Source organism: Intrasporangium sp. Soil_C_50 (assembly GCF_057656595.1).
Window position 1 is genome coordinate 72,216 of the sequence record NZ_JBDGKB010000008.1, and the last position, 25,024, is coordinate 97,239.

Genomic DNA, 25,024 nt, shown 5'->3' on the forward strand with positions numbered 1-25,024 from the left:
GCCCCGGACGCGTCAGGCGGAGGCAGGTGACGGCCCGCCGGTGCGCACGACCGACGCGGCGCCGAGCACGAGGATGACGACGCCGACGACGGCCGACCCGCTGGCGAGCGCGCCGTACCCGAGCGACCCGACGACGACGCCCGCCGCCACACCACCGGTGGCACCGGCCAGGCCCATGACGACGTCGGACAGGCCCTGGGTGGCCGGCCGCTCGTCGGTCGAGACGGCAGCCGTGAGCAGGGTCGAGCCGGACACGAGGGTGCACGACCAGCCGACGCCGAGCAGGAAGAGCGCGGCGAGCAGCAGGCCCGACCAGCCGGCCTGGGTCCACGAGGCCAGTACGGCCGCCGCCATGAGCACCGCCCCGCCGACGGTCGCGACCCACTGGCTCCCCCACCGGTCCACGGCCATCCCGACGAGTGGCGACAGGGCGAACATGCCGAGAATGTGCACGGAGATGACGAAGCCGATCACCTCGAGGTCGGCGTGGCCGTGCTTCATGTGGATCGGGGTCATCACCATGACGCTGACCATGACGAGGTGCCCGAGGGCCATGACGAGCATGCCCTCCAGGGCGCGGGGGTTGGCCCGGACGACGGCCAGCCCGCGACGCATCGAGCCGTCGTGGTTCGGCACGTCGGCCACCGACGCGGCAGCCGGGTCGGCCGTCGCCGCGGCGGCACCCACTCCGGCCGCCTCGTCACCGTCGGCGCCGGACGCGCCGGACACGCCCGACGCGCCGGACGCCGCGGCGTCGACACGTCGGGACGCGGCGTCCGCGACTCGGGCCTCGGCGTCGAGACGGCGTGCGGTGAGCAGCGGGTCGGGGCGCAGGAAGCGGTCGACGACGAGCCAGGCGAGGACGAAGCCGACGAGCGAGAACGTGAAGACCCCGGCGAGCTCGGGCAGTCCGAGCGCCTGGGCGACCGCCTTGCCCGGGCCGACGAGGTTCGGCCCGGCGACCGAGCCGATCGTCGTGGCCCAGACGACGATCGACAGGTCGCGACCGCGACGCGCCGGCTCGGCGAGATCGGCCGCGGCGTAGCGCGTCTGGTTGTTCGCGGTCGTGCCGCCGCCGAAGAGGAACATGCCGACGACGAAGAGCGGGAACGAGCGCAGCACGGCGGCCACGAGCACGAGTGCGGCCCCGACGAACGCCACCGACAGCCCGAGCCGCAGGCCGACGCGTCGGCCACGGGCCGCCGTCGCGCGGGCGACCGGGATGGTGAGCAGCGCCGTGCCGAGCACCTGCGAGGTGGTGCCCACACCGGCGAGCGCCTCGGTGCCGCTGAGGTCCTCGGCGATGAGGGCACCCACGGCGATGCCGCACGCCATGCCCACGCCGCCCAGCACCTGCGAGCCGACGAGCGTGCGGACCACCTTGCGCTGCAAGGCAGCCCGACCGTCGGGGACGCCCGAGGCGCCGGCCTCCGACGCGTGCAGCGCGTCGGAAGGCCGCCGGACTCCCTCGTCAGCGGTCACACGTGCCTGCGCGAGGTGATGACGCGGAACCGGTTCGCGACGAACGCGGCGTCGGTGTACGCGGCGTTGGCGGCCGGGTTGGCCCCGGTGCCGTGGAAGTCGGAGAACGCGGCCGTCTGGTTGACGAACACCTGGCCGGTGAGGTTCTCCGACAGGGCCACGCCGCCCTCGGCCGCGGCCTCGCGGGCGCGGTCGAGCACGTCGTCGGACGTCGAGTAGACCGCGGCGGTCATGGCGCCGTGCTCGCGGACGGTGTCGGCGAGCTGGGCCAGCGACTGCTCGGTGGAGGCGGTGCGGATGAGGAAGCCGACCGGCCCGAAGCACTCCTGGGTGTAGACGTCCTCGCGGGCGACGTCGACGGCGACGAGCCCCGGGGCGCGCACGACGGCGTCGGGCCACGCGGGGTGCACGACGCGTCGGGACTCGAGCACGACGCGTCCCTCGGCGTCACCGGCGAGGTCGTCGAGCGAGTCGGCGTTGGTGCGCACCTGGTCGTTGACGGTCGCGCCGAGCAGCTCGACGGCCTTGGCGTCGTCGCCGGTGAGGCGCGACACGGCACCGGCCAGCTTCTCGCCGAACTCCTCGAAGGACAGGTGGCCCTCGTCGGTGTCGACGCCGCCGGCGGGCACGTAGAGGTTCTGCGGGGCCGTGCACATCTGGCCGGAGTAGAGCGTCAGGCTGAAGGCGAGGTTGCCGAGGGTGCCGCGCAGGTTGTCGGTGGAGTCGACGACGACGGTGTTGAGGCCGGCCTTCTCGGTGTAGACGAGCTTGCCGAGCGCAGCGCCGTGCTCCTCGAGCCACGCCCCGAACGTCGGGCCGCCGGTGTAGTCGATGATCGCGACCTCGGGCCGCTCGGCGAGCACCTTGGCCAGGCCCTGACCGTCGGCCTCCGGCGCCAGCTGCACGAGCGCCGGGTCGAAGCCGGCGTCGGTCAGCACCGAGCGGGCGGTCTCCACGGTGATCGCGAGCGGCAGGACGGCCCGCGGGTGCGGCTTGACGACGACGGCGTTGCCGGTGACGAGAGAGGCGAAGATGCCCGGGTAGGCGTTCCACGTCGGGAAGGTGTTGCAGCCGATGACGAGCGCGACGCCGCGCGGCACGATGCGGTAGTCCTTCTGCATCCGCAGCGGCGCGGGGTTGCCCTCGCGGTCCTTGCCCGGCTTCTCCCAGACGACCGACGCCGGCACGCGCTCCTGCTCGACGAGCCCGGCCGCGACCGCCTCGACGGCGCGGTCCTGGGCGTGCGGGCCACCAGCCTGGAACGACATGACGAACGGCTGGCCCGAGGTGTGCATGACGGCGCTGGCGATCTCGAAGGAGCGCGCGTTGATGCGGTCGACGATCTCGACGCACACGGCCGCGCGGACCTGCGGGCCGGCGTCGCGCCACGCGACCATGGCGGCCCGGGCCGCGTCGAGGGCCGCGTCGAGGTCGAGCGCCGGGTAGGTGACGCCGAGGGCCGGGCCGTACGGCGACACCTCGCTGCCGACGGTCGTGCCGTCGGTCGGCTGGCTCGCGAGCGCGGCGAACGGCGCACCGAGGTGCGCCTCGTGGGCGGCGAGGCCCTCCTTCGCGGCGTCCTCCCCGTAGACGCGGGGGCTCGGCGACTCGGGGTAGCGCGAGTAGTAGGTGCGGCCGGCCAGCGCCTGACGGATCTCGTCGAGGACGCCGGCGTGGCGGTCGAGCAGCGGGTGGGTGGCGGGCGTCGTTGCCGGTGCAGTCACGCCCTCGATGCTAGTAGCGCCGCGCGACGGTGAACTCCGCGGCGAGGGACGGCGTCGCGGCCGGCACGACCTCGACCACGGCGCCCGTGCGCGGCGCGTGCACGACGAGGCCGGCACCGGCGTACATCGTCACGTGGTGCACCGAGCCCGACGCCGCATAGAAGAGCAGGTCACCGGGCCGCAGGTCGGCCGGGTCGATCCCACGCCCCGTGCGCGACTGCGGGCCCGCGTCTCGTGGGATCCGCACGCCGTGCACCCGCAGCACGAGGTGCGTCAGGCCCGAGCAGTCGAACCCGAAGCCCGACGTGCCCGCCCAGAGGTACGGCAGCCCGACGAACTGCCTCGCGGAGGCGACGCGTGCGCTGCCTGCCGGCGAGAGCGCCGGCGCGCCGGCGGCGACCACCGACACGTCGGCGGCACGCACGCGCAGCACCCGGCCGCCGGGCAGGCCCACGCGCACCCACGCACCGGTGGCCCCGACGCTGGGCAGCCGGGTGCCGAAGCTCACCTCGACGACGCCTCCCGACGCCGCCGAGTCCTCCCGCAGCCACGCGGTCCTCGACGTGACCGTGGCCTCACGGCTCGACGCGCGCGGAGCGATGGCGGTCAGCTGCGCCGCCGGCACCCAGCCCGGGTAGCCGCGGGGGTCGAGTGGCGAGGGCTGGTCCGGCACCACGACGGCCAGCCAGGAGCCACGGCGTGCGGTGACGACGACGCGCTCACCGAGCAGGGCCTGGGTGTCGGCGCGGCCGCTGAGCCCGCGGCGGTCGGCCAGGCTCATCGACCCGAGCCAGGTGCGGATCGCCGCCGGGGCCCTCAGGGCCGGGAGGTCGACCGGTCGCGGCGCCGACGGTGACCGCCACAGCGTGGCGACGGACACGGACACCCACGCCGCGCGGCCGACCGCCAGCCTCGGCGTCGGTGCGGGTGAGCGCGTCGGCCGCGGGGCGCTCGGCGCTGGCGTCGGTCCGGCCGTGGGCGACCCACCGGGTGACGGGCTCGCCGAGGTGTGGCCCGACGCGCCGGGCGACGCGCCCGGCGACGGGCCCGGCGTGGTGGGGGCGGCCGTGGCGGCCGTCGGTGCGCCCGGCGACGTGGCCGGGGTGGTGGCGCCGGGCGCGCCGCAGCCCGTGAGCACCGCGAGGGCGAGGGTGCCCACGAACCAGACGCGGCTCGGACGAGGGCATGCCACACCTTCAGACTCGACCCGCGGTACCGGCGGCTCCACGGCCCAAGGTCCCGTCACCCCCGGGGTGTGGGCAGGATGGGGCCATGGACTCCGACCTCGACACGAGCACACGGACCGCCGGCCCCGACGACGTGCCCACGAGCTCCTTCGGGCGCGTCGCCGTGATCGGCGCGGGCGCCATGGGCGCCGGGATCGCGCAGGTCGCTGCCGTCGCGGGCCACGAGGTCGTCCTCGTCGACGCCGTGCCGGGAGCCGCCGCGTCGGCCCGGGAGAGGATCGGCGCCGCCCTCGAACGCCTCGTCGCGAAGGGCCGCGTCGAGCAGGCCCCGGCGTCGGCAGCCCTGGGGCGCATCGTCGCCCGGGACGGCATCGAGGGTCTGCCCGAGTGCGCGCTCGTCATCGAGGCCGCCCCCGAGAACCTCGAGCTCAAGCGCAGCCTCTTCGCCCAGCTCGCCGAGCACCAGCCCTCGACGACGGTCCTCGCGACGAACACGAGCAGCATCGACATCGACGACATCGCCCGCGACGTCACCGATCCCGAGCGCCTCCTCGGCCTGCACTTCTTCAACCCGCCCCCGGTCATGCGCCTCGTCGAGGTCGTCCACGGCTCGGCCACCTCGCGCGCCTACGTCGAGCACGCCACGACCCTCATGGAGGCGTGGGGCAAGACGCCGGTGCGGTGCGCGTCGACGCCGGGGTTCATCGTCAACCGCGTGGCGCGGCCGTTCTACGGCGAGGCGCAGCGCATCGTCGAGGCAGGCGTCGCCGACGCCGCGACCGTCGACTGGATCCTCCGCGAGCGGGGCGGCTTCCCGATGGGCCCGCTCGAGCTGACCGACTTCATCGGTCAGGACGTCAACCTCGCCGTCGGCACGTCGGTGTGGGAGCAGACCGGCCACGACGAGCGCTACGCCCCCACCGACCTGCAGCGCCGGCTCGTCGACGGCGGTCGCCTCGGCCGCAAGACCGGCGCCGGCGTCTACACCTACGACGCCGACGGAGCCCCGACCGACGCCGAGCCCGACCTCGGGCTCGCCGAGCGGCTCGTCGGCGGGCCCCTCGAGACCGACCCGCTCGCGCGGACGCTCGCGATGCTCGTCAACGAGGCCGTCGACCTCGTGCACCGCGGCGAGGCCAGCGCCGACGACGTCGACATCGCGATGCGCCTCGGCACCCGCTACCCCAAGGGCCCCATCGCATGGGGTCGCGAGATCGGGTTCGACGTCGTGGCCAGGCAGGTCGCCGAGCTCGACGCCGCGTTCCCCGGCGGCCGGTACCGACCGAGCCCCGCCCTGACCGACGGGAGTCTCGCGTGACGCCCGGCGACGCGTCCGGCGCCACGGACGCGGCGGGCACCGTCGACGCGTCGGGCACCGTCGACGCGTCGGGCGCGGCGGTGGACGACGCCAGCGACGGCGTCGCGTTCGCCCGCCGGATGTGGGCGGACGACGAGGCCTCGCGGCGGCTCGGCATGGAGGCGGTGCTGCTCGAGCGCGACCACGCCGTGGTGCGGATGCCGGTGCGCGACGACATGGTCAACGGCCACGACATCTGCCACGGCGGGTTCATCTTCACCCTCGCCGACTCCGCGTTCGCGCTGGCCTGCAACTCGCGCGGCGCGCTCACCGTCGCGGCCGGCGCCGACGTCACCTTCACGACGCCCGGACGCCTCGGCGACGTGCTCGTCGCCGACGCACGGGTGCGCACCGCGTACGGTCGCAGCGGCCTCACCGACGTCACGGTGACCCGCGCCGACGACGGTGCGGTCGTCGCCGAGTTCCGCGGGCGCAGCAGGTCGGTCGCCCGACCGCGCTGACATCCGGTCGAAGACGAACCCGGACGTACCGACGCGACCCGGACGCCTTTGGTGACAATGCTGTTCGTTCGCCGGACACGTCGCGCCCGTCGCACTAGCGTCTGCCGGATCGACGTCATGGGACGCCGCGGGGCAGGGTGCCCGCACGCAGTCGGGACCGCGCTCCTCGAACGACGGACAGGGACAACTACATGTCGATGAGACCCTCCAAGAGCCTCGTCATGCTCGCCTGCACCGCTGCAGCCATCGGGCTGACGGCGGCGCCGACCGCCAGCGCACACTCCTCCAACGACGGGAGGCCCGGCCTCGGCCACTCCCTCGATGCGCGGGCACTCACGTCCGAGAACGAACGGCACGGCCACCCGGGCGGGCCCCGCACGAAGACACTGACCACCTCGGTGGTGCTGCCGTTCCAGCTCGCGGTGTCGGGCGACCGCGTCTACGTCACCGACGGGATGCCCGCATCGCTTTCGGTGTTCCACCACGGGAAGAAGAAGACCCTGGTGACGGCACCGGAGGGTTCGGACATCGCCGGCGTCGACGTGGCCGACGGCGGCCGCACCATCGCGTGGGGCGCGTCGAACGGCGACCACAGCACGACGACCCTGACGATCCGGCGCGCCGGGCGACACGACGTCGTCGCCGACCTCAGCGGCTACGAGGCGAGGGCCAACCCCGACCAGCACCAGACCTACGGCATCGTCGCCGGCGGCAACCCGTGCGCGGCCGGCATCCTCGGCAACCTCACCGGGGGCGCGGCCACGTACACCGGTGCCGTCGACTCCCACCCGTACTCGGTCACCAGGATCCGCGGCGGTTGGGCGGTCGCCGACGCCGGGGCCAACGCGATCCTGCGGGTGTCCGACCGAGGCGCCGTGAGCACCATCGCGGTGCTGCCGCCGCAGCCGGTCACGCTGACGAAGGCCATGGTGTCGGGCCTCGAGGGGTCGTTCGGTGTGCCGGCCGGCAGCTTCTCCTGTCTCGTCGGCGTCACGTACGCCTTCGAGGCGGTGCCGACCGACGTCGAGACCGGTCACCACGGGCGGCTCGTCGTGTCGACGCTGCCCGGCGGCCCGGAGGACCCGAGCCTCGGCGCCCGCGGCTCGGTCTACTCGGTCGACATGGCGTCGGGCCGCTCGAAGAGGCTCGCCACCGGGTTCCTCGGCGCGACGAACGTCGCCGTCGGCGAGGACGGCTCGGTGTACGTCACCGAGTTCTTCGGCGGCAAGGTGGACCGTATCCGGCACGGCCACGTACGCACCGTGCTGCGCGGCGGCGCGCCGTTGTCGGTCGAGGCTCGCGGCGACTCGCTCTACGTCGGGTACGCCGGACAGGTCGATCCCAAGACCGGTGCGGTTCTCTCGCCCGGCAGCATCCAGCGCGTCAAGTTCTGACGCCGCTCTTTCGGGGACCGGCCCGCGACCCTCTTCGGGTCGCGGGCCGGTGCGTCGTGCACCGTGGGTGCCGTCCCACCGGACGGAACCGGACACGGAGTCGTGACGATTGTGGATCTCCCACCTCGGTGGGACGCTCCGGCGGGGTACATTGCCGCCGACCGACAGGGAGGTTCGGAGACTGTGAGCGACCAGCAGGGGTGGACCGCTCCGGGGGCGTCGACGCCGCCCGGTGACGGGCCCGGTGATGCGACCGGTGACACGACCGGCGCCGCACGTGGTGACGCGTCTGATGCCTCCGGCGGCGCCGCGCGCGACGCCTTGGGCGAGGCGCCCGGCGAGGTCGCGGGCGACCCGACCTCCGACGCCGGCTGGGGCCCGCCGTCCGGTGCCGCGCCGACCGTCCCCCTCCCACAGTCCGACGCGTCCAGCCCCTCCGGCCCGTCGAGTGCCTCCGACGCCGCAGGCCGGTCGGGCACGGCCGGCACGGCGAGTTCTGCGTACCCGTCGCCGGCCTGGTGGGGGCAGCAGCCGACGGAGGGCCCGGCCCAGGCGCCACCCTCCGGCACCGCCGCCTACCCGCCCCCCGGCACCGCCGCCTCCCCGCCCCCCGGCACCGCCGCCTACCCGCCCCCCGGTGGCGTCGGCTACCCGCCCCCCGGTGGCGTCGGCGGGCCGCCGCCCGGCGCCGCCTACCCCGCCCCGTCGGGCACGCCGCTGCCGCAGGCGTCCGGACCAGGACGCCCCGCGCCCACCCAGCCCCCGGGATACGTCCCCCCTCAGCTGGCCCCCAGGCCCGGCATCATCCCGCTCCGGCCGCTGAACCTCGGCGAGATCTGGGGTGGCGTCATGACGGCGGTCCGGGGCAACCCGGCCGCCACCATCGGGCTTGCCCTCGTCACGACCGCGGTCGTCCTGGTCCCCCTGACCCTCCTCGGCATCTGGATCGCCTCGACCGTCACGGCCCGTACGGCGAGCTTCGACTCGTCGTTCGATCCCGGGCTCGGCGGCTACGCCGACTCGGGCAGCAGCACGTCCGCGTTCCTCGGTGGCACCCTCGCCTCCCTGGTCCCCGAGCTCGCCATGTACGTCACCGCCCTGCTGCTTCCCCTGTTCATGGCCGTCGTCATCGGCCAGGGCGTCCAGGGCCGGCGCATCGGTCTCGGCGGGACGGCCCGCGCTGCTCGCGGCCGCATCCTCCCGGCCCTCGGCGTCGTCCTGCTCATCGGCCTGGCCGCCTTCCTCGCCCTCGGCGTCCTCATCGGGATCGTCGTCGCCGCCTGGGTCGGGAGCGGCGACGGCGGCGGAGGCGGCGCTGCCCTCCTGACGTTCCTCGCCGTCGTCGTGCTCGTCGTCCTCTTCGTCTTCTTCAGCGTGCGGTGGGGCTTCGCCATGACGATCGTCGTGCTCGAGGGCGCCGGGCCGACCCTCGCCCTGCGACGCTCGTGGTCGCTGACCCGCAAGCGCGGCTTCTGGCGGATCTTCGGCATCCGGCTGCTCACCGGGATCGTCGCCGCCGTCGCCGGCGCGGTCATCACGGCGCCGCTCGGCTTCCTCGTCGGCTTCGTGGCCAGCGACTCGGCCGCGAGCACGGCCTGGGTGCTCGTCCTGGCGCAGGCGGGCACCGTCCTCGTCCAGAGCGTGCTCACGACGCCGTTCACCGCCGGGGTCGACTCGCTGCTCTACGTCGACCAGCGCATCCGTTACGAGGGCCTCGACGTCGCGCTCCTCCAGCAGTCGCAGCAGGGCCGCGACGCGCAGGTCCCGTGACGCTCGCTGCGCTGCTGCCCGAGAGCCCGCCCCTCGACCCCACCGTCGAGCAGGCGCGTGCCTGGCTGGCCGAGGAGCTCTCCTCGCCGGCCTATGCCGACGACCGCAGCCTGATGGACCGGTTCGTCGACTGGTTGAACGAGCACCTGGCCGGCTTGAGCGGCCAGGCCCCGGCACCCGGCTGGGCGCTGCCCGTCGTGCTCGTCGTCCTCGCGCTCGTCGTCGCCGCGATCCTGCTGGTCGCGGTGCGGCGCTCGCCCACGGCCTCGCGCGCCCGGGCGGGCGGCGGCGTCCTCGACGAGCCGCACCTCACCGCCGCCGACTACCGGTCGCGCGCCGAGGCCGCCCTCGCCCGTGGCGACGCGGCCGCCGCCACGGCCGACGCGTTCCGGGCCGTCGCGGCGTCAGCGGCCGAGCGCACCCTGCTCGACGACGTGCCGGGACGCACCGCCCACGAGATCGGGACCGCACTCTCCGGCGTCTTCCCGGGCGAGGCCGGCGAGGTCCGTAGCGCGGCCGACCTGTTCGACCGCGTCGTCTACGGCCGGGTCCCCGTGGGCGCTGCCGACGCCCGCGGCGTCCTCGACCTCGATGCCCGGCTGCGGGCGACGCGTCCCGTCCTCGACGCCGCGAGCGCCGTAGCCGTGGGCGCCGGAGGTGCCCGGTGAGCGTCCCGACCCGTGACGCGTCCGGTGCGTCGGGCGCGCCGAGCGGATCGGGTGCACCCACGGCGTCCTCGGCATCGGAGCCGACCGGGGTCTCGACGCCCGGGCTCGCTGCGTGGAACACGACGGTGCCGCCGCGAGCGCCGCGCAGCCGGCGGCGCGCGGTCGTCCGCGTCCTCGCCCTCCTCCTGGCCGGCGCCGTCGCGATCGGCCTGCTCCTCATGGTCGTCACCGGGCCGCGCGTCTCCGGCCTGCCGCTCGACCCCGACGACACCGGGCACGGCGGCGCCCACGCCGTCGCCGAGGTGCTGCGCCGCCACGACGTCGACGTGTCGGTCGTGCGGAGCATCGACGACCTCGAGCGGACCCTCGACTCCTCCGACGCCCGGACCGACTGGACGGTCGTGCTGACCGACGCCAGCTACCTCGGCCAGGGTGCGGCGGAGCGCCTGACCCGCGCGGTCGAGCAGACCCGCCGGTTCGTCGTCGTCGAGCCCGACGACGTCGAGCTCGACGACCTCGCCCTGCCGCTCACCGTCATCGACCGCGACCGGACGCCGCGCGCCGCCGGCTGCACGTCCGACATCGCCGACCCCACCGACCGGCTCACCGCGAGCTGGAGCAGCTACGCCCTCATCGACGGGGGCAGCACGTCCGGCGCGTCCAGCGGGTCCGGCGCATCCGGCGCATCGGGCGCATCGGGCCCGACGACCCGCTCGGGTGCGGGCGCGACCCTGTGCTTCCGCCCCGGGCTGACCACTCCGGGCGCGTCGGACTCCGGGCAGTCCGGAGCCCTCGTGGTGCTGCCTCGAGAGGGTCAGGCGCCCGAGACGGTCGTCCTGGGGTCGAAGCGAGCCGTGAGCAACGGACAGGTGCTCGACGACGCCCACGCCGCGCTGACCCTGCGCGCACTCGGTTCCACCCCGCACCTGCTCTGGTACGTGCCGGGCCTGTCCGACCTCGACGCCGTCGACCCGTCCGGTGAGCACGTCGCCGACCCCGGTCGCGGCGTCCCCGACTGGCTCGGGCCGGCAGCCTGGCTGCTCGCGACGGCCGTCGTCGCCTTCGCCCTGGCGCGAGGCCGGCGGCTCGGGCGCCTCGTCGTCGAGCCGCTGCCCGTCGTGGTCCGCGCCGCCGAGACCACCGAGGCCCGGGGCCGCCTGTACCACCGAGCCGCCGACCGACCCCTCGCGGCGCGCGCCCTGCGCGTCGGCAGCAGCACCCGGCTCGCGGACCGTCTCGGCCTGCCGCGCTCCACGCCGGTCACCACCCTCGTCGACGCCGCCGCCCGGGCGTCCGGCACCCCCCGTCCCGACGTCGAGCGCCTGCTCGACGGGCCCGACCCGACCACCGACCGCGACCTGCTGCTGCTCGCGCAGCGGCTGGCCGACCTCGAGGAGAGCGTGCGAAGCGCATGAGCCAGACGCCCGAACCCCAGACCAGCGAGGCGCCCGGCGCCCCTGTGGCACAGCCGGACCCGACGACCTCGACCAACGGCGCCGCCCCCGTGCCCGACCCCACACGTGGCGCCCCGGCACCCTCCCACGCCCACCACGCCGCCGCGCTCGCCTCTGCGTCCACCCCTGCGTCCGCCCCGGCGTCCGACGACGCATCCGACGCGGCGCGCCACGCCCTCAACGCGGTCCGGGCCGAGGTCGCCAAGGCCGTCGTCGGGCAGGACGCCGCGGTCAGCGCGGCCATCGTCGCGCTCCTCGCCCGTGGCCACCTGCTCCTCGAGGGCGTGCCCGGCGTCGCCAAGACGCTCCTCGTCCGATCGCTCGCCGCCGCCCTCGACCTCACCGCAAAGAGGGTCCAGTTCACCCCCGACCTCATGCCCGGCGACGTCACCGGCTCGCTCGTGCTCGACCCGCGCACGTCCGACTTCACCTTCCGCGAGGGCCCGGTCTTCACCAACCTGCTCCTCGCCGACGAGATCAACCGGACTCCGCCGAAGACCCAGTCGGCGATGCTCGAGGCGATGGAGGAGCGCCAGGTCAGCGTCGAGGGGCTCCCGCGGCCGCTGCCGACGCCGTTCCTCGTCGCCGCCACGCAGAACCCCGTCGAGTACGAGGGCACCTACCCGCTGCCCGAGGCGCAGCTCGACCGGTTCCTGCTCAAGGTGACGCTGCCGCTGCCGCCGCGTGAGGACGAGGTGGCCGTGCTCCAGCGGCACGCCTCGGGGTTCGACCCGCGCGACCTGTCGACCGCCGGCATCCGGGCCGTCGCGGGCCGGGCCGACCTCGAGGCCGGCGCCGAGGCCGTCCGCCGCGTCGAGGTGTCGCCGGAGATCGCCGGGTACATCGTCGACATCGCGCGGGCCACCCGCACCTCGCCGTCGATCTCGCTCGGCGTCAGCCCGCGCGGCGCCACGGCCCTGCTCGCCACGAGCCGCGCGTGGGCCTGGCTCAACGGCCGCTGGTTCGTCACTCCCGACGACGTCAAGGCTCTCGCGCACGCCACCCTCGCCCACCGCCTCGCCCTGCGTCCGGAGGCCGAGCTCGAGGGGGTCAGCATCGCGGCCGTCCTCGACAGCGCGCTCTCGTCCGTCCCCGTCCCCCGGTGACCGGAGCCCACCGATGGTCGTGACGACGCGCACGGCGTGGGCCCTGCTCGCCGGCGCGGTCCTGCTCGTGTGGTGGCCGACCACCGGCACCGTGGCGCTGTGGGTCCTCGCGGTCGCCGTCCTCGCGGCCGTCGACGTCGCCCTCGCACCGTCGCCGCGTCGCCTCGGCCTGGAGCGCACCGGCCCGTCACAGGTGCGGCTCGGCGAGACGGTGGCCACCGACCTGCTCGTCACCAACCCGGGGCGCCGCACGGTCCGGGGCGTCCTGCGCGACGCGTGGCCACCCTCCACCGGCGCGTCGCCCGACCGCCACCCGTTGCGCGTGCCCGGCGGCGAGCGCGTCAGGGTCCGCACGCCCCTGCGGCCGACGCGTCGGGGCGACCGCGTCGCCGACCGTGTCACGGTGCGCGCCCTCGGCCCCCTCGGCCTCGCGGGGCGGCAGCGCTCGACCGTGGTGCCCGGCCGGGTGCGGGTGCTGCACCCGTTCCCCTCACGGCGCCACCTGCCGAGCCGACTCGCGCGCCTGCGCGAGATCGACGGCCGCTCCGCGGTGCGGCGCCGCGGCCAGGGCACCGAGTTCGACTCGCTGCGCGACTACGTCGAGGGCGACGACGTCCGCTCGATCGACTGGCGCGCCACGGCACGTCGGCGCTCGGTCGTCGTGCGCACGTGGCAGCCCGAGCAGCACCGTCACGTCGTCATCGTCGTCGACACCTCGCGCACGAGCGCCGGGCGCGTCGGTGACGTGCCCCGCCTCGATGCCGCAATGGACGCCGCGCTGCTCCTGACGGCCCTCGCGAGCCGGGCCCACGACCGCGTCGACGTCGTCGCCGGCGACCAGGTGGTCCGTGTCCGCGTCGGCGGGTCGGCCGACCGGGGCACCCTGCTGGCCGACGTCGTGTCGGCACTCGCGCCGGTCGAGGCCTCGCTCGTCGAGGCCGACTGGACCGCCCTCGTGTCGGGCCTCATCGGTCGCGGGCACCACCGTGCGCTCGTCGTGCTGCTGACCCCGCTCGAGCCGGCCGCCGTCGAGGAGGGCCTGTTCCCCGTGCTGCCCGCGCTCGTCGCGCGCCACCGCGTCGTGGTGGCGAGCGTCGCCGACCCTGCCGTCACGGCTCTGCGGCTCGCGCGCGACTCCGCTCAGGAGGTCTACGGCGCCGCGGCCGCCGAGCGCACGGCGGCCCAGCGTCGACGCGTCGCCGAGGCCTTGGAGCGGATGGGCGTCGACGTCATCGACGCCGACGCCGACGCGCTCCCTCCGCGACTCGCCGACCACTACCTCCGCCTCAAGAGCGAGGGTCTTCTCTGAGCTCCGAGCGCTCCGAGCGCTCCGAGTGGCCGGGGTGCTCGGACGCCTCAGCCGGCGACCGGTGCTGCGTCGCCGGCCACGTGGTCGGCGACGTCACCGGTGGCGCCGGCGCGGTGGGCCCGCCGCCCCACGACGAAGACGTAGACGAGGAAGGCACCCCAGGCGACCAGGCCGATGGCGATCCGCGCGGCGGTCGGCAGTCCCGACGGCGTGACGAAGCCCTCGATGACGCCGCTGACGAGCAGCACCACGACGAGCCCCAGCGCGATGCCGACGACCTTGCGTCCCGTGCGCGCGAACGACGCCGAGCGCGACAGGGGTCCGGGATCGACCCACGACCAGAAGAGCCGCAGCCCGGCGCCGCCCGCGACGAACACGGCGGTCAGCTCGAGCAGCCCGTGCGGCAGGATCAGCCCGAAGAAGAGCGAGGCGCGGTCGTGGCTGACCATGAGGGCCGCGACGATGCCGACGTTGACGACGTTCTGCCACAGCACGTAGATCACCGGCAGCCCGAGGGCGCCGAAGGCGATGCACTGGGCCGCGACCCACGCGTTGTTGACCCACACCTGCGTCGCGAACTCGTGGTGGGCGAACTCCGAGTAGTACCCGGCGAAGTCGGTGTCGACGTAGGCGCGGATCTGCTCCGCGGACAGCTGCGAGGTGTAGAGCTCGGGATGGGCCAGGGTCCAGGCGGTGACGAGCGCCATGAGGACGACGCTGCCCACGAGCGTCGACACCCACCAGCGTCTGAGGTCGTAGAGACCGGCGGGGAAGGTGCTGCGGAAGAAGGTGAGCAGGCCCGACCACGTCGACGCGTGGCGCCCCGCGAGCGAGAGCCGGGCCCGCGTCAGGAGCATCGAGAGGTGGCGCACGAGCGCCGGGTCGGGGGCGGTCGAGCGCACCTGCGACAGGTGCGTCGACACGCGCTCGTAGAGGTCGAGCAGCTCGTCGGCCTCGGCCCCCGAGAGGCGACGCCGCTTGCTCAGCGCGTCGAGGCGCGCCCACTGCTCGTGGTGCGCGGTGACGAGCGCGTCGACGTTCACGGCGTCACCCTAACCGCGCGCACGCGGCCGCGGGCCGTGTCGGTCCACAGCCGTTCGCGTCCGGCCTCCAGAGGGTCGCCCGCGGGGTTACCCTGCCTCCCGTGACGGCCAATGCGCGCAGCGCGCCCGCGCCCTACCGGGGGTACGCGGCCCAGGAGTCGGTGACCGGTGAGGGCGTGGCCCTCGAGCTGCCGGTGGCCAACATCGGCTCGCGCATCGTGTCGGGGCTCATCGACGTCGTCGTCAACGGTCTCGTGTGCTGGGGCCTCATCGTCGTCGCGACCAGCCTGACCCAGGGGTCCTCGGAGGCCGTGGCCCGGACGGCCGTCATCGTGGTGCTCGTCGGGGTCCTCGTCGGCGTCCCGACCACCACCGAGGCGCTGACCCGTGGCAAGACCCTCGGCAAGCTCGTCACGGGCCTGCGGGTCGTGCGTGACGACGGCGGCCCGGTGTCCTCGCGGCACACGCTGACCCGTGCGCTCGTCGGCTGGCCCGAGATCTACCTGACCACCGGCGTCGCCGCGGCCATCGCCGCCCTGTCCAGCTCACGCGTCAAGCGGCTCGGCGACCAGGCGGCCGGCACGTACGTCGTGTCCGAACGCAGCCGACTCAGGCTGCCGGCACCTCCGAGCATGCCGGCCGAGCTCGAGGCGTGGGCGGCCCGCGCCGACATCGCCCCGCTCGACCCGGGCCTCGCCACCGCGCTGCGCCAGTTCCTCCCCCGCGCAGCGTCGTTCGCGCCGGCCGCACGCGACGCGCACGGTCGACAGCTGCTCGGACGCGTGCTCTCCTCGGTCGCGCCCCCGCCACCGCCGGGTCACCACCTCGAGACCGTCCTGCGTGCCGTCGCCGCCGAGCGCTACCGGCGCGACCTGACGCGCATCGCCCGCGACCAGCGGCTGCGCGACGCCGTCCTGCCCCGCGAGCGCTGACGCCGCGTCGCCGTCGACGACCGGACGTGGCCCACCTAACGGTTCGGTGTATCCGGTGTGCACGTACAGGCAGAGGTGGCAGTATCGGCCAGACCCAGCCAGTGCGCCGACGCGCCGGCTCGACCGTTGCACGCCCGGAAGGACCCACCAGCATGCGCCGCATGTCCCTCATCGCCGTGACCGGCCTCGTCGCCGCCGGCCTCTCGCTGTCGGCCTGCGGGTCGAACTCCCTGTCGACCAACCCGGGCAGCGGGGGCTCCGCGTCCGGCGGTGCCGCCACGACCCCGGCCGGTGGAGGTGTCGACCAGGCGCTCGCCGCCAAGGTCCCGGCCGCCCTCAAGAGCAAGGGCGTCATCACGATCGGCACCGACCCGACGTATGCACCCAACGAGATGCTCGCGAGCGACGGCAAGACCGTCGAGGGCTTCGACGTCGACGTGTTCAATGCCGTCGCCGCCAAGCTCGGCCTCAAGACGGAGTGGCAGCCGGCCGGCTTCGACACGATCATCCTCGGCGTCACGAGCGGCAAGTACGACATGGGCGTCTCGAGCTTCAGCATCAACGCCGACCGCAAGAAGCAGGTCAACATGGTGAGCTACTACAAGGCCGGCACGCTGTGGGTCGTGGCGAAGGGCAACCCGCAGAAGGTCAACATGGACGACGTCTGCGGCAAGGCGGTCGGCGCCCAGAAGGGCACGACCCAGGCCGACGACCTCGCGGCCCGCAGCAAGAAGTGCACCGACGCCGGCAAGCCGGCGATCACCATGGTCATCCAGAAGGGGCAGGACCAGGTCACCTCCGACGTCGTCAGCGGCAAGACCGTCGCGATGCTCGCCGACTCGCCCGTCGGCCTCTACGCCGTCAAGCAGACCGGCCAGCTCGAGCCGCTCGGCGACATCTACGACTCCGCCCCCTACGGCTACGTCGTGCCCAAGGACCAGACCGACTTTGCCAACCTCCTCGTCGAGGCGCTCAAGGCCACCAAGGCCGACGGCAGCTACGACGCGGCGCTGAAGAAGTACGCGGTCGAGAAGGGCGCCATCGACAACTTCGCCGTCAACCCGTGAGTCATCCCGTGACTGGCACCACCGAGAAGACCGGCACACCGTCCGGCACGACCACGGACCGGCCGGGCCTCATCGACGCCCGGCCCGTCCGGCACCCCGGACGGTGGGTCGCGCTCGTCGTGATCCTCGTGCTCGTCGCGATGCTCATCAGCTCGTTCCTGACCAACACGCGCTGGAACTTCCCCAAGGCGCTGGAGATCATGGAGCAGACGCCGGTGATCGAGGGCCTGTGGAAGGGCACCATCATCGGCACCGTCGGCTCGATGGTCATCGGCATCGTCGGCGGCATCCTCATCGCGGTCCTGCGCCTGTCGCACAATCCCGTCCTGCGCGGCGTGTCGTTCGTCTACACGTGGTTCTTCCGCGGGATCCCGCGCCTCGTGCTGCTGGCGATGATCGGCAGCGGCGTCGGCTACCTCTACAACACGATCGACTTCGGCGTGCCGTTCGGCCAGCAGCTGGCCTCGGTCATGGGCCTCTCGAGCGACTTCACGTTCTTCACCCTCAACGTCAACCAGTTCTCGAGCACGCTGGTCGCCGGCATCATCGGCCTGGGCCTGTCCGAGGCGGCCTACATGGCCGAGATCGCCCGCGCCGGCATCCTGTCGGTCGACAAGGGGCAGGCCGAGGCGGCCTCGGCCCTCGGGATGAACCGGGGCCAGGCCATGCGCCGGATCGTGCTGCCCCAGGCGATGCGCGTCATCGTGCCCCCGACGGGCAACGAGACCATCGCGATGGTCAAGGACACCTCGCTGCTCTCGGCGATCCCGGTCATCACCGAGCTCTTCTACCAGACCAGCGCCATCGGCACCCGGACGCTGCTCATCATGCCGGCCTTCGTCGCCGTCACGGCGTGGTACCTCATCGTCGGGTCGGTGCTCATGGTCGGGCAGTACTTCCTCGAGAAGCGGTTCGGGCGCGGCTTCGGCACCCCGAGCAACAAGCGGTTCGCACGGCCGGCCGGGGCAGGAGGCGCCTGATGTCCGAGACGACCACGACCCCGACGACGCCGCACGAGCGCTCCCGCCCGGGCGAGGAGGAGCCGCTCGTCCGCGCCCTCAACGTCATGAAGAGCTTCCACGGCACGGAGGTCCTCAAGGGCATCGACCTCACCGTGCACCGCGGTGAGGTGGTCTGCCTGCTCGGCCCGTCGGGGTCCGGCAAGACCACCTTCCTGCGCTGCATCAACCAGCTCGAGGAGATCGACGGCGGCCGCATCTGGGTCGACGGCGACCTCGTCGGCTTCCGCGACGACGACGGTCAGCTGCACCACCTCACCGACAAGCAGGTGGCCGCGCAGCGCCGCGACATCGGCATGGTGTTCCAGCGCTTCAACCTCTTCCCGCACATGACGGCCCTCCAGAACGTCATGGAGGCGCCGGTGCAGGTCAAGGGTGTCGGCAAGAAGGAGGCACGGGCCAAGGCGCTCGAGCTGCTCGAGCAGGTGGGGCTCGGCGACAAGCCGACCTCCTACCCCGCCCAGCTGTCCGGCGGTCAGCAGCAGCGCGTCGCGATCGCCCGGGCCCTGGCGATGGACCCGAAGCTGATGCTCTTCGACGAGCCGACGTCGGCCCTCGACCCCGAGCTCGTCGGCGAGGTGCTCCGGGTCATGCGCGAGCTGGCCCGCGCCGGCATGACGATGATCGTCGTGACCCACGAGATGGGTTTCGCGCGTGAGGTCGCCGACCACGTCGTCTTCATGGACGCCGGCGTCGTCGTCGAGGAGGGCGCCCCGAGGGACGTCCTCGGCAACCCGCAGCACGAACGCACGAAGTCCTTCCTCCAGCGGATGCGCACCGAGGACGACACCGACGCCGCCGACGCCGCCGCGTCGCACCCCCGACCCGACGCGACACCCGACGCGACACCCGACGCCTGACGCGTCACCCCCCGCCCCCAGAAACGTCGAAAGGCCACGTTTGGTGGCCGACGGCGGGTCGAGAGGCCACTCCCCGGACCGGGAAGTGGCCTCTCGACACGTCCGGGACAGCCACTCCTGGCCTCTCGACGGTGGGGAGGGGACGAAACGTGGCCTCTCGACGGTAAGAATGGGCGGCATGACGACGGAGTCAGCCGAGCGCCCACGCCCCGCTTTGCCCGACCACGAGATCCCGACGCTGTCGGTCGACGAGCTGCGCGGGCTCCAGCTCGAACGACTGCAGGCCTCCGTACGGCATGCGTACGAGAACGTCCCGCACTACCGGAAGGCTTTCGAGGACAGGGGGATCCACGCCGGCGACGTCCGCGGCCTCGACGACCTGCGTCACCTGCCCTTCACGGCGAAGGCCGACCTGCGCGCCAACTACCCGTTCGGGATGTTCGCCGTGCCGCGCGAGCAGGTCGTGCGCATCCACGCCAGCTCGGGTACCACCGGCCGCCCCACCGTCGTCGGCTACACGAGGCGCGACATCGACACGTGGGCCGACCTCGTGGCCCGCTCGATCCGCCTCGCCGGCGGCCACCCGGGCGACGTCGTCCACGTCGCCTACGGCTACGGCCTGTTCACCGGCGGTCTCGGCGCGCACTACGGCGTCGAGCGGCTCGGGGCGACCGTCGTGCCGGTCAGCGGCGGCATGACCGAGCGCCAGGTGCAGCTGATCCAGGACTTCGGCCCGCGCGTCATCATGGTGACGCCGAGCTACTTCCTGTCCCTGCTCGACGAGATGGAGCGCGCCGGCCTCGACCCCGCCGCGACGAGCCTGCAGGTCGGCATCTTCGGCGCCGAGCCGTGGACCGAGTCGATGCGCCAGGAGATCGAGCGGCGCACCGGCATGGACGCCGTCGACATCTACGGGCTGTCGGAGGTGATGGGCCCCGGCGTCGCGCAGGAGGCGGCGACGACGAAGGACGGCCTGCACATCTGGGAGGACCACTTCTACCCCGAGGTCATCGACCCGGTGACCGAGGAGGTGCTGCCCGACGGTGAGCTCGGTGAGCTCGTCTTCACGTCGCTGACCAAGGAGGCCATGCCGGTGCTGCGCTACCGCACCCGCGACCTGACGCGCCTGCTGCCGGGCACCGCGGTCCCCTCGATGCGGCGCATGCAGAAGGTGACCGGGCGCACCGACGACATGATGATCATCCGCGGCGTCAACGTCTTCCCGACGCAGATCGAGGAGCACGTGCTCGCCGAGCCCGGGCTGTCGCCGTACTTCCAGTGCGTCCTGACCCAACCCGGCCGGATGGTCGAGCTGACCGTGCTGGTCGAGCCGCTCGAGCGCCCCTCCGACGACGCGTCCGGCGAGATCGCCCGACGGCTCGAGCACGCCGTCAAGACCCACGTCGGCGTGACGTGCCGGGTGCAGGTGCGCTCCCCCGGCTCCATCGAGCGGTCGATCGGCAAGGCCCGCCGCATCGTCGACGAACGCCCCAAGGCCTGAAACCGGCACGTCGGGCACTCCTTCGTCCGGTGAGGGCACGGTCGGGGTGCTTGACTCGGGTCGAGGGCCCGGGCCGGCCGGACACCCGCCAGTGAGCGAACGAGCGAGGAAGCCATGGCATCGATCGGCCAGCGCCTGTGGAAGGCCGGCAACACGGCGTCGGTCTGGATGTACCGCCGCACCGGCGGCCGGGTCGGCGGTCGCGTGCGAGGCGTCCCGGTGCTGCTCCTCACCGTCGTCGGCCGCCGGACGGGGGCGCCGCACACGACGCCGGTCGGCTACTTCGAGCACGACGGCTCCTACTACCTCGCGGCCTCGGCGGGCGGCCGGCCGGCGGAGCCGCAGTGGATCCGCAACCTGCGCGCGGCGACCCACGCGTCGGTGCAGATCGGCCGCCGGCACCACGAGGTGAGGGTCGACGTGCTGCGCGGCGCCGAGCGCGACGCCGCCTGGACCGACGTCGTCGTGGCGAGGGCCCCCTTCTTCGCCGCCTACGAGACGAAGGCCGGCCGCGCCATCGCCGTCGCGAAGCTGACGCCATCGCCGTCGCGAAGCTGACGCTGACGCCGACACCCTGGGTGCCGCACGTCACCGTGACACGGCTGCAACTCACTCGGATCGAGGGGTGACACCTCGCCCTGCGCCCGGTGTCCTGAAGGGCGTCCGAAGAGTCGGAGCCGAGGAGGCAGCCATGGCACTGGGAGATCGGCGTCGGGAGCGCCGTGAGGAACGTCGCGACGAGCGGCGAGGGGTCGGCAGGACCACGTACCGGATGCGGCAGAAGCTCGTCGCGATCGGCGACGACTCCTGGATCGAGGACGAGCAGGGCAGACGCGTGTTCAAGGTCAACGGCAAGGCCATGCGCATCCGCGACACCCTCATCTTCGAGGACGCGTCGGGCAACGAGCTGCTCAAGCTCCAGGAGCGCAAGCTGCGGGTGCGCGACACCATGACCATCGAGGACCCGTCCGGACGCACCGTGGCGACGGTCAAGAAGGCGATGATCACCCCGCTGCGCGAGCGGTTCAGCGTCGACGTCGCAGACGGTGAGGACATGGACGTCCAGGGCAACATCGTCGACCACGAGTACCGCATCTCCCAGGGTGGCGAGGACGTCGCCGAGGTGTCGAAGAAGTGGTTCCGGGTGGCGGACACCTACGGCGTCGAGGTCGTGGACGGCAGGAACGTCGTGCTGGTCCTGGCCGTGACGGCCGTCATCGACAGCATGACGCACGACGTCGGCTGAGGCTCGTCGCGGCGTGCGGTGCGTCCCCGCTGCAGCCGGGCGGATCCTCGTAGGGTGGCCGGATGTCCGAGGTCCTGCCGATGCCCGACGCTCAGCCGCCCACCGACGCTCCCGTCCCGGCGCCGTACGACGTTCGCGTCCCCGACGGCGCACGCCCGCTGGGGACGCCACCCTTCCTCGGCCCGGGCGAGGTCGTCATGTGGCGCTACCGCGACCACGCCTGGGCACCGGGCCGGCCCGAGACGGTGTCGCCGATGCGCGTCGTGCGCGACGACGAGCGCGGGCTCGTCGCCTGGCTCGCGCCCGGCACGCCGCAGCTGACCAAGCGGTACCCCGACGGGTCGGACCTGCGGGACGTGGCGCTCGCCGAGCGCTACCTGCGTGCTCCCCATCGGGTACAGGCGCGCGCGCGATGGCATGGCGCTGGGATCCTGCGCATCGTGCCGGCGGGCACGCCGTGGTCGGTGTGGCTGTTCTGGGACGTGCCGGACGGCATCGACCCGGCCGACCCGGACGGCCACGACGCGTGGGAGTTCGCCGGCTGGTACGTCAACCTCGAGACGGCGCACCACCGCGCGGGGCACGACACGTTCACCGGCGACCACGTCCTCGACCTCTGGATCGAGGCCGGCGGCACCGTCCACGTCAAGGACGCCGACGAGCTCGAGGCGGCCGAGCAGGCCGGGCTGCTCGGGGCCGACCAGACGGCGGCGATCCGGCTCAACGCCGAGCACGGGCGCGCGTCCTTCCGCGCCGGAGACTGGCCCTTCGACGACGCGTGGACGCGGTGGCGTCCGGACGCCGCGTGGACGGCGCCCGTCCTGCGCGCCGACGAACGGTGGGACGTCGACCTGCTCGACAGCTGAGCCCGTGGCGGGTCAGTGACGGGCCGGCGGCGTCCACGCCTGGGCGCCGGCCGACGTGCGCAGGTACGACTCGGCGCCGCGAGCCAGCTCGTCGACGACCTGCTGGCCGCCGAGGCGCCGCATGTCCTCCACCCAGTCGGGGATGAGGCCGTACATCGGGACGCCGTCGCGGTTGTAGTCCCACGTGCGCTGGCCGGTGACCTGCCGGTCGGCGGTCGCCCCACCGAGCGTCGTGAACGGATAGGTCACCGCCGACCCGGTGCGCGGGGCGGGCGTGCCGCCGAAGCCGTTCATGTCCATGCCGTAGCCGTAGCCGACGCCGTACCTCGCGCGGAGGGCCTCGTCGGTGTGCATCGTGTCGACGAACTCGCCCGCGTCGTGGCCGTACTGGGCGATGAACCCGCCGAGCCGGTAGATGCGCTCGGTGAGGTGGGTGTCCATCCACGAGTGGGACGAGACGACGCCGGGGTAGTCCGCCGCCTCGAGCAGGTCGAGGGTGCGGGTGGCGGCCTTGACGCTCATGTGGTCGACCTCGACGACCATGCCGCGCTTCATCATCCCGGCGAGGGCGTACTCGCCGAGCGCGGAGAGGCCACGGGGGTTGCAGTGCGGGCCGGGCGGGTAGACGGGCGCGACGAGTCCGCCGGGCAGGTACGGCGCGAGCTGCTTCGGGATGACCGCGGTGGCGATGGTGTGGTCGTGCAGCTCGGTGCGACACGGCTCGGTCCGCCACCACTGTCCCGTGTTGATGAAGTTGCCGAGGTTGACGACGACGCCCTGGGTTCCCTCGTCGAAGCGGACGCCACACAGGGCGTTGTCGAACTTGTGGCACAGGAACATCGAACGGACCCCGAGGTCGTGCAGCTCGGTGAGGCCGGCGTCGATCTGCGCCGTGGTGCAGCCCGGGACGCCGAGGGTGAGCTTGCAGCCGAACGGGTTGCTCACCTCGACACCGAGGACGACGGCGAGCTTGCCCTGGGCGACGTACCGGCGCGCCGCCTGGGCGGAGTAGGCGATGCGGAACCAGCCCTTGCCGGGGCCGCCGTACTGGTCGTCGACGAAGGCCTCGAGCTTCTTCGTCTCGGCGATCTGGCGCCGCACGGTGTCCATGTCGTCGCACGAGTAGCGGTTGACCTGGGTCGGCAGGCTGCACAGAAGTTGTTGTTGACGGCGTCGGCGACCATGATCCGCTCGCCGCCGCGCCAGGCTCGCTCGACCCACCGGTAGTACATCTGCTGGTGGGTGAGGCTGCTCCACTTCGGCCAGTCGCGGAAGGTCGGCCAGCCGACGGGGTCGTGCGTGGCGAGCGGGTTGCTGCCCTCCTTGTTCGTGAGGTTCTCGATGAGGGCGGTCCGGCCGTCGGGGTAGTGGTTGTCGCAGTCCTCGAGCGCGTCGCCGATCCCCTTGGGGCTGTACGTCGCCCCGCACACGATGTCGCCGCCGAAGCCGATGTCGGACATGAGGTGCGTGTGCGCGTCGACGTAGCCGCGCACCGTGCCGTCGGGCTGGGTGCCGGCGAGCGGCGGTCCGGTGATGTCCACCTGCGAGTCGGGGCTCTGCGGGTGGACCGGCTCATACCAGGCGCCGGACGCGGCGGCGGGAGCCAGCCCGGCGGCGGCGACGACGACCGCGGCCGCCAGGACGACCACGGGTCGACGGGTGGACCGGTTCCAGCGCTTCGTCATCGAAGCCTCCCCGAGGGGTGAGGGTGCGGTGTGGTCGGGAAGTTACCACCGGTAAGGGACCCTCGCGCGCTGGCAGCGGCCGCTCGCACGCCACCCGTCGGCGGCCCGCGTATCAGCACCCCGGTTGCAGGCTCTGACCCTGGGGCACGCCGAACGGCCCCTGCAGCACCCCATCGCCCGACCCGACAGGAGCACCACCATGGGCCTTCCTCCGCAGGCCGCCCGCATCGCCGGGAACTGGCCGAACACACCTGCCGCGCCGCGACGCCCGGCGCGAGCGACGCGTGAGCCGCAGTCCCGCTCGACGCGTCAGCACCGGCTGACGCGCCTAGCCCACCCCTTCGCCCGTCCCGCCTGACGCCCGTCCCGCCTGACGCCCGTCCCGCCTGACGCCCGTCCCGCCCGACGCGTCACCCGCCTGACGTGCCTCCCGGCCGACGCGACACGCGACCGACGCGGGCAACGCGTCCCTGTGAGGCCCTCAGCCGCGCGAGGCGCGGAAGGCCCGGCGCACCGCGTCGAGCGCGTCCCCCTCCTCGAACCCGGCGTCGCGCGCGCCGCCGACGAACCGCACGGCGAGCGCCTCGAGCACCACCTCGCTCGCGTGCGCTCCGGACGCGACGGTCGTGCCTGCGCGTCGGCCGGTGACGACGAGGCCGGCCGCCTCGAGCTCCTTGACCGCGCGGGCCACGGTGTTCGCGGCGACGCCGAGGTCGGTGGCGAGTCCCCGCACGGTGGGCAGCCGGTCGCCGGGCAGCAACCGTCCGGCCGTGATGAGCCCGGCGAGCCCGTCCCGTACCTGCTCGAAGGGAGCGGTCGCGGCGTCGTGGTCGACCCGCAGGCGCCCGCCACCACCGGAACCGTCGACCGTCACCGTTCGCTCGTCCACGCGG

At 73.8% G+C, this 25,024-nt stretch carries 22 protein-coding genes; 16 read left to right on the plus strand and 6 right to left on the minus strand.

Annotated features, from left to right (window positions below; translation table 11 throughout):
• Window positions 1-12 precede the first annotated feature (12 nt).
• From AC3A5R_RS16260 to AC3A5R_RS16270, 3 genes are read right to left on the minus strand one after another with little or no spacing between them, the layout of a single operon-like run.
• Window positions 13-1,482 (minus strand): MFS transporter, encoded by a 1,470-nt coding sequence (locus AC3A5R_RS16260; RefSeq protein WP_487621800.1) that lies wholly within the window; start codon window positions 1,480-1,482, stop codon window positions 13-15.
• Entirely contained in the window at window positions 1,479-3,206 is a 1,728-nt protein-coding gene (paaN, locus tag AC3A5R_RS16265; protein WP_487621801.1) for a phenylacetic acid degradation protein PaaN, read from the minus strand. The genes AC3A5R_RS16260 and paaN overlap by 4 nt, the downstream gene beginning before the upstream one ends.
• A 10-nt stretch (window positions 3,207-3,216) precedes the next feature.
• Entirely contained in the window at window positions 3,217-4,365 is a 1,149-nt protein-coding gene (locus AC3A5R_RS16270) for a C40 family peptidase (protein WP_487621802.1), read from the minus strand.
• 113 nt (window positions 4,366-4,478) lie between these two features.
• Here AC3A5R_RS16270 and AC3A5R_RS16275 point away from each other — a divergent pair, with 113 nt between their 5' ends.
• From AC3A5R_RS16275 to AC3A5R_RS16310, 8 genes are all read left to right on the plus strand, one after another.
• Window positions 4,479-5,711: a 3-hydroxyacyl-CoA dehydrogenase NAD-binding domain-containing protein gene (locus AC3A5R_RS16275; protein ID WP_487621803.1), complete on the plus strand. Its 1,233-nt coding sequence runs from the start codon at window positions 4,479-4,481 to the stop codon at window positions 5,709-5,711.
• On the plus strand, window positions 5,708-6,211 hold the full coding sequence (gene paaI / locus AC3A5R_RS16280; RefSeq protein WP_487621804.1) for a hydroxyphenylacetyl-CoA thioesterase PaaI: 504 nt from the start codon (window positions 5,708-5,710) through the stop codon (window positions 6,209-6,211). Before AC3A5R_RS16275 ends, paaI begins: the two co-directional genes overlap by 4 nt.
• 191 nt (window positions 6,212-6,402) lie before the next feature.
• Complete coding sequence (locus tag AC3A5R_RS16285; RefSeq protein ID WP_487621805.1) at window positions 6,403-7,605, plus strand: ScyD/ScyE family protein; 1,203 nt, start codon at window positions 6,403-6,405, stop codon at window positions 7,603-7,605.
• A gap of 183 nt (window positions 7,606-7,788) precedes the next feature.
• Window positions 7,789-9,375, plus strand: coding sequence for a DUF7847 domain-containing protein (locus AC3A5R_RS16290; RefSeq protein WP_487621806.1), 1,587 nt, complete (start codon window positions 7,789-7,791; stop codon window positions 9,373-9,375).
• Window positions 9,372-10,043 (plus strand): DUF4129 domain-containing protein, encoded by a 672-nt coding sequence (locus tag AC3A5R_RS16295; protein ID WP_487621807.1) that lies wholly within the window; start codon window positions 9,372-9,374, stop codon window positions 10,041-10,043. The genes AC3A5R_RS16290 and AC3A5R_RS16295 overlap by 4 nt, the downstream gene beginning before the upstream one ends.
• Window positions 10,040-11,458: a DUF4350 domain-containing protein gene (locus tag AC3A5R_RS16300; protein ID WP_487621808.1), complete on the plus strand. Its 1,419-nt coding sequence runs from the start codon at window positions 10,040-10,042 to the stop codon at window positions 11,456-11,458. Before AC3A5R_RS16295 ends, AC3A5R_RS16300 begins: the two co-directional genes overlap by 4 nt.
• Window positions 11,455-12,603: an AAA family ATPase gene (locus AC3A5R_RS16305; protein ID WP_487621809.1), complete on the plus strand. Its 1,149-nt coding sequence runs from the start codon at window positions 11,455-11,457 to the stop codon at window positions 12,601-12,603. Before AC3A5R_RS16300 ends, AC3A5R_RS16305 begins: the two co-directional genes overlap by 4 nt.
• Window positions 12,604-12,616: 13 nt before the next feature.
• On the plus strand, window positions 12,617-13,912 hold the full coding sequence (locus AC3A5R_RS16310; protein ID WP_487621810.1) for a DUF58 domain-containing protein: 1,296 nt from the start codon (window positions 12,617-12,619) through the stop codon (window positions 13,910-13,912).
• A gap of 47 nt (window positions 13,913-13,959) precedes the next feature.
• Here the strand turns inward: AC3A5R_RS16310 and AC3A5R_RS16315 are convergent, their stop codons facing one another.
• A complete protein-coding gene (locus AC3A5R_RS16315) occupies window positions 13,960-14,955 on the minus strand; it encodes a stage II sporulation protein M (protein ID WP_487621811.1) in 996 nt (331 codons plus the stop codon).
• A 101-nt stretch (window positions 14,956-15,056) separates the two neighbouring features.
• Here AC3A5R_RS16315 and AC3A5R_RS16320 point away from each other — a divergent pair, with 101 nt between their 5' ends.
• The 8 genes from AC3A5R_RS16320 to AC3A5R_RS16355 all read left to right on the plus strand — a co-directional run bounded on the left by AC3A5R_RS16320 (window position 15,057) and on the right by AC3A5R_RS16355 (window position 22,446).
• The gene (locus AC3A5R_RS16320) at window positions 15,057-15,887 is read left to right on the plus strand and encodes an RDD family protein (protein WP_487621812.1); all 831 of its coding nucleotides are present in this window, start codon (window positions 15,057-15,059) and stop codon (window positions 15,885-15,887) included.
• Window positions 15,888-16,039: 152 nt separating this feature from the next.
• The gene (locus AC3A5R_RS16325; RefSeq protein ID WP_487621813.1) at window positions 16,040-16,954 is read left to right on the plus strand and encodes an ABC transporter substrate-binding protein; all 915 of its coding nucleotides are present in this window, start codon (window positions 16,040-16,042) and stop codon (window positions 16,952-16,954) included.
• Window positions 16,955-16,962: 8 nt separating this feature from the next.
• Window positions 16,963-17,934 (plus strand): amino acid ABC transporter permease, encoded by a 972-nt coding sequence (locus AC3A5R_RS16330; RefSeq protein ID WP_487621814.1) that lies wholly within the window; start codon window positions 16,963-16,965, stop codon window positions 17,932-17,934.
• Window positions 17,934-18,833 (plus strand): amino acid ABC transporter ATP-binding protein, encoded by a 900-nt coding sequence (locus AC3A5R_RS16335; RefSeq protein ID WP_487621815.1) that lies wholly within the window; start codon window positions 17,934-17,936, stop codon window positions 18,831-18,833. The genes AC3A5R_RS16330 and AC3A5R_RS16335 overlap by 1 nt, the downstream gene beginning before the upstream one ends.
• A gap of 178 nt (window positions 18,834-19,011) precedes the next feature.
• Complete coding sequence (paaK, locus tag AC3A5R_RS16340) at window positions 19,012-20,334, plus strand: phenylacetate--CoA ligase PaaK (protein ID WP_487621816.1); 1,323 nt, start codon at window positions 19,012-19,014, stop codon at window positions 20,332-20,334.
• A gap of 114 nt (window positions 20,335-20,448) precedes the next feature.
• Window positions 20,449-20,892, plus strand: a complete 444-nt coding sequence (locus AC3A5R_RS16345) for a nitroreductase/quinone reductase family protein (protein ID WP_487621817.1) — start codon at window positions 20,449-20,451, stop codon at window positions 20,890-20,892.
• A gap of 133 nt (window positions 20,893-21,025) precedes the next feature.
• A complete protein-coding gene (locus AC3A5R_RS16350) occupies window positions 21,026-21,580 on the plus strand; it encodes an LURP-one-related/scramblase family protein (protein ID WP_487621818.1) in 555 nt (184 codons plus the stop codon).
• 62 nt (window positions 21,581-21,642) lie between these two features.
• Window positions 21,643-22,446: a ribonuclease FAU-1 family protein gene (locus AC3A5R_RS16355; RefSeq protein WP_487621819.1), complete on the plus strand. Its 804-nt coding sequence runs from the start codon at window positions 21,643-21,645 to the stop codon at window positions 22,444-22,446.
• 12 nt (window positions 22,447-22,458) lie between these two features.
• On the opposite strand, the gene AC3A5R_RS16360 is transcribed toward AC3A5R_RS16355, so the two are convergent.
• Window positions 22,459-23,556: a hypothetical protein gene (locus tag AC3A5R_RS16360; RefSeq protein ID WP_487621820.1), complete on the minus strand. Its 1,098-nt coding sequence runs from the start codon at window positions 23,554-23,556 to the stop codon at window positions 22,459-22,461.
• Window positions 23,557-24,612: 1,056 nt separating this feature from the next.
• A complete protein-coding gene (locus AC3A5R_RS16365) occupies window positions 24,613-25,020 on the minus strand; it encodes a GntR family transcriptional regulator (protein WP_487621821.1) in 408 nt (135 codons plus the stop codon).
• Between the last annotated feature and the right edge of the window lie 4 nt (window positions 25,021-25,024).